This is a genomic window from Nioella sp. (genome assembly GCF_964229645.1).
Taxonomy (GTDB): domain Bacteria; phylum Pseudomonadota; class Alphaproteobacteria; order Rhodobacterales; family Rhodobacteraceae; genus Nioella.
Genome location: NZ_CAXREX010000236.1, coordinates 24,198 through 30,197, shown reverse-complemented (window position 1 = coordinate 30,197; position 6,000 = coordinate 24,198). Strand labels below are relative to the sequence as shown.

7 protein-coding genes are annotated in these 6,000 nt (G+C 65.9%); 4 read left to right on the top strand and 3 right to left on the bottom strand.

Annotation, left to right across the window (positions count from 1 at the left end; translation table 11 throughout):
* Window positions 1-1,177, top strand: a 1,177-nt coding sequence (locus ACEQXV_RS15920; RefSeq protein WP_370269982.1) for an MFS transporter, incomplete at its 5' end; no start/stop codon positions are given.
* A 274-nt stretch (window positions 1,178-1,451) separates the two neighbouring features.
* Here the strand turns inward: ACEQXV_RS15920 and ACEQXV_RS15915 are convergent.
* Window positions 1,452-2,150: an HAD family hydrolase gene (locus tag ACEQXV_RS15915; RefSeq protein WP_370251972.1), complete on the bottom strand. Its 699-nt coding sequence runs from the start codon at window positions 2,148-2,150 to the stop codon at window positions 1,452-1,454.
* A 135-nt stretch (window positions 2,151-2,285) separates the two neighbouring features.
* Here ACEQXV_RS15915 and clpS point away from each other — a divergent pair, with 135 nt between their 5' ends.
* Genes clpS through ACEQXV_RS15900 form a run of 3 tightly spaced genes read left to right on the top strand, consistent with a single transcriptional unit; the run spans window position 2,286 to window position 4,472 of the window.
* Window positions 2,286-2,606, top strand: coding sequence for an ATP-dependent Clp protease adapter ClpS (clpS, locus tag ACEQXV_RS15910; RefSeq protein ID WP_370251987.1), 321 nt, complete (start codon window positions 2,286-2,288; stop codon window positions 2,604-2,606).
* Window positions 2,607-2,636: 30 nt separating this feature from the next.
* Window positions 2,637-3,644, top strand: a complete 1,008-nt coding sequence (locus ACEQXV_RS15905) for a methyltransferase (RefSeq protein ID WP_372526003.1) — start codon at window positions 2,637-2,639, stop codon at window positions 3,642-3,644.
* A gap of 18 nt (window positions 3,645-3,662) precedes the next feature.
* Window positions 3,663-4,472 carry an SDR family NAD(P)-dependent oxidoreductase gene (locus ACEQXV_RS15900; protein WP_370269979.1) on the top strand — a complete coding sequence of 270 codons (810 nt, stop codon included), beginning with the start codon at window positions 3,663-3,665 and terminating at the stop codon, window positions 4,470-4,472.
* Here ACEQXV_RS15900 and ACEQXV_RS15895 read toward each other — a convergent pair.
* Window positions 4,469-5,044, bottom strand: coding sequence for a DUF4453 domain-containing protein (locus ACEQXV_RS15895; RefSeq protein WP_370251968.1), 576 nt, complete (start codon window positions 5,042-5,044; stop codon window positions 4,469-4,471). The two genes, ACEQXV_RS15900 and ACEQXV_RS15895, sit on opposite strands and share 4 nt — an antisense overlap.
* Before the next feature lie 148 nt (window positions 5,045-5,192).
* Window positions 5,193-5,948, bottom strand: a complete 756-nt coding sequence (locus ACEQXV_RS15890; protein WP_370251967.1) for a DUF1013 domain-containing protein — start codon at window positions 5,946-5,948, stop codon at window positions 5,193-5,195.
* Between the last annotated feature and the right edge of the window lie 52 nt (window positions 5,949-6,000).

The window sequence follows — 6,000 nt, the reverse complement described above, 5'->3', positions numbered from 1 at the left end:
GACCCTGAAGATGGTGGCCTATGTCGGCCTGTCGCCCGTGTTGGCAGCTGCCCTGGCGCATGTGCCGAGAAAGGTGGTTCTGGTGGGCGCGGACCTGATCCGGGCGGGGGTGGCGCTGGCCTTGCCGTTCATCGATTCCGTCTGGCAGATCTATGCGCTTATCTTTCTCCTTCAGACGGCCTCGGCCAGTTTCACGCCTGCCTTCCAGGCGACGATCCCGGATGTTCTGACCGAGGAGGAGGACTACACCAATGCTCTGTCGCTGTCGCGGCTGGCCTATGATCTTGAAAACCTGCTGAGTCCGACGATCGCGGGGCTTTTGCTGCTGGTTGTCAGCTATTCGATGCTGTTCGTCGGCACGGTTGCGGGCTTCATTCTGTCGGCGCTGCTGATCGTGAGCCTGCGCCTGCCGGAACGCGCCGGTGCGCGGCAGCGGCCGTTTCGTCAACGTCTGACTCGTGGGGGCTTCATCTACCTGGCGACACCCAGGCTGCGCGGGCTGCTGGCGCTGAACTTGGCGGTGGCCTCGGTCATTGCCTTCGTGCTGGTCGACACCGTCGTCCTTGTGCGGGGCCGGTTCGGTGGGGGCGAGGGCGAGGTTGCCCTGGCAATGGCGGCCTTCGGGGCAGGGTCCATGATGGCGGCACTTGCTCTACCTGCGATCCTGGGCCGGGTGCGAGACCGGAACGTCATGCTGCTTGGCGGATCGGGGCTCGCGGTGATCGGGCTTGGATACGGGGGGCTTCTTGGCTGGGCGGAGCCGGGCTGGGGCGCCTTGCTGGCGGTCTGGGCGCTGCTGGGCCTGGCGAATTCGGCCGTGATGACCCCATCTGGCCGGCTGCTGCGACGCTCAGCCCACGAGGAGGATCGCCCGGCGATCTTCACCGCCCAGTTCGCCCTGTCCCATGCCTGCTGGCTGGTAGCCTATCCGGTGGCGGGGTGGCTGGGGCCATGGGTGGGGCTGGAGGCGACGCTGCTCGTCCTGTCTCTGGTGGCGGGCGGGGCTGTGCTGCTGGCGGCCCGGCTGTGGCCGGGGGAGGAGGCGGGAGCGGTGAGCCACGAGCATCCGGACCTGCCGCCGGATCATCCGCATTTGCAGGCCCATGGCGGCGCACGGCACCACAGTCACGAGATCATCATCGACGACGAACACCTGCACTGGCCCGCCCGGGGGTAGGGGCAGGGCCTTTCAGCAGGTCCGGTTTTGACCCGGTGCCGGGCGTGCACCCCCCGTACACCCCCTGTGCACCCCCCGTGCAGACAGATGGCGGTTTCGCCGCGCGTTGCGCGTCGACCCGGGAACGCGCCTCGTCACCCCCCCGCTTGCACGGGGGGCCTCCTCGGCGCGTGCTGCCGCGCGCCCGTGGAGATGGAAGGGGCGATGCGAGAGACTTTCCCTGCGGGGTGAGGGCGGGAGCCTCCGGCGGGGATATTTGTCGGAACAATGAAGCTCAGGCGCCAAGGCGGTCGACGAGGCCGGGAAGCTGAGACAGGTCGGTGATCTCGTGGAAGCGGGGGTGGTCGGACGGGGCCTCGGCATGTTCGAGTTCCCAGGTCAGGCCGTGGGGGACATAGGTGCCGAAGGCGCCTGCGGCGATGGCGGGGACAACATCGGATTTCATCGAGTTTCCCACCATCATGGCGCTTTCTGCCCCGGCCCCGTGGCGGGCGAAGGCGCGGGCATAGACCGCGGGCGTCTTGTCGGAGACGATCTCGACCCCGTGAAAGAGGTCGCCCAGGCCCGACTGGGCCAGCTTGCGTTCCTGGTCGAGCAGGTCGCCCTTGGTGATGAGCACGATCCGGTGCGTGTCCGCGAGCGCCTCGACCGCTCGCTGGGCATGGGGCAGCAGGTGAATGGGGTGGCTCAGCATCTCCTGGCCAGCGGCGAGGATCTCGGCGATGACCGAGGCGGGCACGCGCCGGTCGGTCACGTCGATGGCGGTTTCGATCATCGACAGCATGAAGCCCTTGATGCCGAATCCGTAGTGCCCGATGTTGCGCTTCTCGGCGGCGAGCAGGCGGTCCATCAGATGGGCTTTTTCCGTGTAGTCGGCCAAGAGCTCGGCAAAGCGGTCCTGCGTGATGCGAAAGAAGGTTTCGTTCTGCCACAGCGTATCGTCTGCATCGAAGCCGATCGTCTTGAGTTTCACCGGTCTTTCCTTTCCCATCAGGCATGGGGTGACAAACGCCCCCTTTTCTGACAGAGGGGGCAGCTTATATAGTCCTTTCTAGCGAAACACGGCGACCCTTCGAAAGACGTGATGGCACCTGAGTTCCCGATATCCATGGCGGACAAGACCGATCCGGGCGGGCAGAGCGATGTGCTCACCCAGACCAAGCCCAAGACGCAGCGCCCGCCGATGTACAAGGTTCTGCTTCTCAACGACGATTACACGCCGATGGAATTCGTCGTGCATGTGCTGGAACGCTTTTTCGGCATCTCGCACGGGCAGGCGGTCGAGATCATGCTGACCGTGCACAAGAAGGGCGTGGCGGTCGTGGGGGTGTTTTCCTACGAGATCGCGGAAACCAAGGTGGCGCAGGTGATGGATTTCGCTCGGCGCAACCAGCATCCCCTGCAATGCACCATGGAGAAAGAGGAGTAAGCGGCCCCCCTGGCCGTGGCTCCCATGCTCATGACCCCCGACAGATGGACCCTCGCGCTGGAAAACGGCGACATGGCCTGGCCCGCGGGGGCGCGGGTCCTGGTCTTGCGTGCGCGTGGCGCATCGGATTTCAGCGCACTGGGTGCGGCGCAGATACAGGCGGTTCAAGGTTTCGCGCCGGAACATGACCGGCTGGCCGTGCGCGGGATCGAGGTCGATATCGCGCCGGAGGGCAGTTTTGGCGCAGCGCTGGTGCAGATCGTGAAATCCAAGGGCGAGACCCTGTCGCTGGTGGCCGAGGCGCTGGCACATGTGGAGCCCGGAGGTGTCATTGCCGTCGATGGCCAGAAGGACGAGGGGATCGAATCGATCCTGAAGGCGGTGAAGACGGTGATGCCGGTGGACGGGGTCCTGTCGAAGGCCCATGGCAAGCTGTTCTGGCTGACCCGCCCTGACAGGCTGCCCGATGCGGTGGCCGACTGGGTGGCCGAGCCGGGAGAGACCGATGAGGGGTTCGTGACCGCGCCGGGCATGTTCTCGCCCGATGGGCCGGACCAGGGGTCGGAGCTGCTGGTCGCGCTGGTGCCGCAGTTGAAAGGCCGCGTGGCCGACCTTGGAGCGGGCTGGGGCTACCTGTCGGCGGTGCTGCTGGAAGAACAGGCGGGGATCGACAGCCTCGACCTGATCGAAGCGGAATGGTCGGCGCTGGAGGCCGCGCGGATCAACGTGGCCGATGAGCGGGCGCGTTTCTTCTGGGCCGATGCCACCAGCTTCGAGCCCGACGCGAAATATGACGCGATCATCTCGAACCCGCCATTTCATGCCGGGCGGGCGGCGGATGTGTCGCTTGGGCAGGCTTTCATCGCCTCCGCGGCGCGGATGCTGAAGCCCTCGGGGCAGTTCTTCATGGTGGCGAACCGCCATTTGCCCTATGAAACCACGCTGAAGGCGCATTTCGGGACCGGCAGCCTGCTGGCCGAAATCGCGGGATACAAGCTCTACCAGGCGGGCAAGCCGAAATCGGCGCGGCGCGGTTGAGCAAGGGGAGACGGGGACATGTCGCTTTCCATCCAGGGCAAGACCGCCATCATCACCGGTGCCGCAAATGGCGTCGGACTGGCCATTGCACGCCACTTCATCGAGCGCGGTGCGCGCGTGATGCTGGCCGACCGAGACGAGGCCGGGCTGATCGACGAGGTGGGCGATGCCGCACAGGAAGAGGGGCAGGTGCGTTATTTCGCCGGTGACCTGCGCGAGAAGCTGACAATCGCCAACCTGCTGTCGGCCACGATCGACGCCTTTGACCGGGTGGATATCCTGGTAAACGCTTCGCGCCAGGTCATGGCTTCGGACCCGCTCGACCCGTCGGACAAGACCGTCGAGACGCTGATGGAGCAGAACATGTTCACCGCGCTGCGGCTGAGCCAGGCGGTGGCCAAGCGCATGATCGCCCAGGCCGAGGAAGACGGCAGCGAGGAGGGTCCGATCGGGGCCATCGTGAACCTGTCGTCCATCGCGGCGCGGCGGACGCATCCCGACCTGCTGGCCTATTCGATCAGCTCGGCGGCGCTGGACCAGGCGACGCGAAGCCTTGCGGTGGCGCTGGCGCCGCACCGGATCCGGGTCAATGGCGTGGCCTTTGGGTCGCTCATGTCCAACAGCTTGCAGGAAACCCTGAAGGATGACCGCAAGCTGCGCGAAGAGATCAAGGATTGCACCCCGATGGGGCGCATCGCTTCCGCCCGCGAGGTGACGGGGGCGGTGCAGTTCCTGTGTTCGGACGGGGCGGCCTTCGTCACCGGCGAGGTGATCACCGTCGATGGCGGGCGCACGCTGCTTGATAGCGTGACCCGCGCGGCGCACTAGCCGGCGTGCACGTCGCAGTCGATATGGCCCAGGCCCACGGGTGCCCAACCGTGGCGGCGATCGGCCTCGTCCTCGCCTTCGCTCCAGACCAGGGCATAGTCCCAGATCCCCTCGTTTAGAAAAAGAAAGCTGATGTCGTCGCCGGGGCGCAACGCGCCGATCACCCGTTCGTCGGGCCCGGGGGCCGCGCGGAGCGACTGGACCGGGCCCCGGTAGCCCACGCAGGCGCTTTCATCTTCGACCGGGGCGGGGATCACGTCGAGCAGACGCAGGCGGTCGAGAGCCTCCTGGTGTTCCAGCCGGGATGCGGCGCTGTCGATGGCGCAGTCGAGTATTGCCTCAAGGTCCCTGATATGGTCGACGGCGGCGCGGTCGCGGTCTGACAGGACCACGTCGGTGCCGATGCAATCCGAGTTGTCGAAGAGTGCCTGGCCAAGGGGTGAGCCGAAACAGTAGCCCGCCCTGTCGAAGATCAGGTTGCGGGCGAACCAGGGAAGCTCGCAATAAAACGCGTCGGCCCGGGCCGGCAGGGGAAGGGCCAGAAGGGCCAGGACAAGACAACAAACACGCATGAAACCGGTTCCGTTCAAGAAGGCCGGTGCAGGGTAGGGCAGGTCCGCGGGCGGATCAATTCGCAGGCACGGGCGCAAGAAAAAGCCCCGGAAGCGTGACGCGTCCGGGGCTTGTGATCGGTGGTCGGTCCAAAGCCGTATCAGCGCCTCAGGGCTGTTCGTCTTCGTCGTCGTCCCCGCCGGCGGGCAGGTTGAAGAAGCTGTCGGCGTCGAGCACGTCGTCTTCCTTGTCTTCCTCGTCACCGCGCGGATCGGACAGCGAGAAGGTTTCCAGCCCCGAGATTGCCGTCGGCATGCGCGGTTCGGGATCCATGCCGAGCGACTGTTCGGTCGAAACCAGCTTGCGCCGTTCGTCATCGGTCATCGCCCCGCCTTCGCGGGCCGCCTTGGCCGCGGCCTTCTGCACGGCCGCGTCGAGTTCGGTCTGTTTGCACAGGCCAAGCGCCACGGGATCGATCGGCTGCATGTTCGAGATGTTCCAGTGGGTCCGGTCGCGGATCGACTGGATCGTTGGCTTGGTGGTGCCCACCAGCTTGGCGATCTGGCCGTCGGTCAGTTCCGGGTGGAACTTGACCAGCCACAGGATCGAGTTGGGACGGTCCTGGCGCTTGGACAGCGGCGTGTAGCGCGGCCCGCGGCGCTTTTCCTCGCCCACGGCGGCGGGGTTGAACTTGAGCGCCAGCTTGTGGGCGGGGTCGGCCTCGCCCTTGTCGATTTCGTCCTGGGTCAGCTGGTTGTTGGCAATCGGGTCGAAGCCCTTGACGCCGGTGGCCACGTCACCATCGGCGATGCCCTGGACTTCCAGCTCGTGCAGGCCGCAGAAATCGCCGATCTGCTTGAAGCTGAGCGTGGTGTTGTCCACCAGCCAGACGGCGGTGGCCTTGGCCATGATCGGTTTGTTCATCTCTCAGGCTCCTTCGAAAAAGCACGCCTCCCTCGGTGCCGGAAATCGGCTC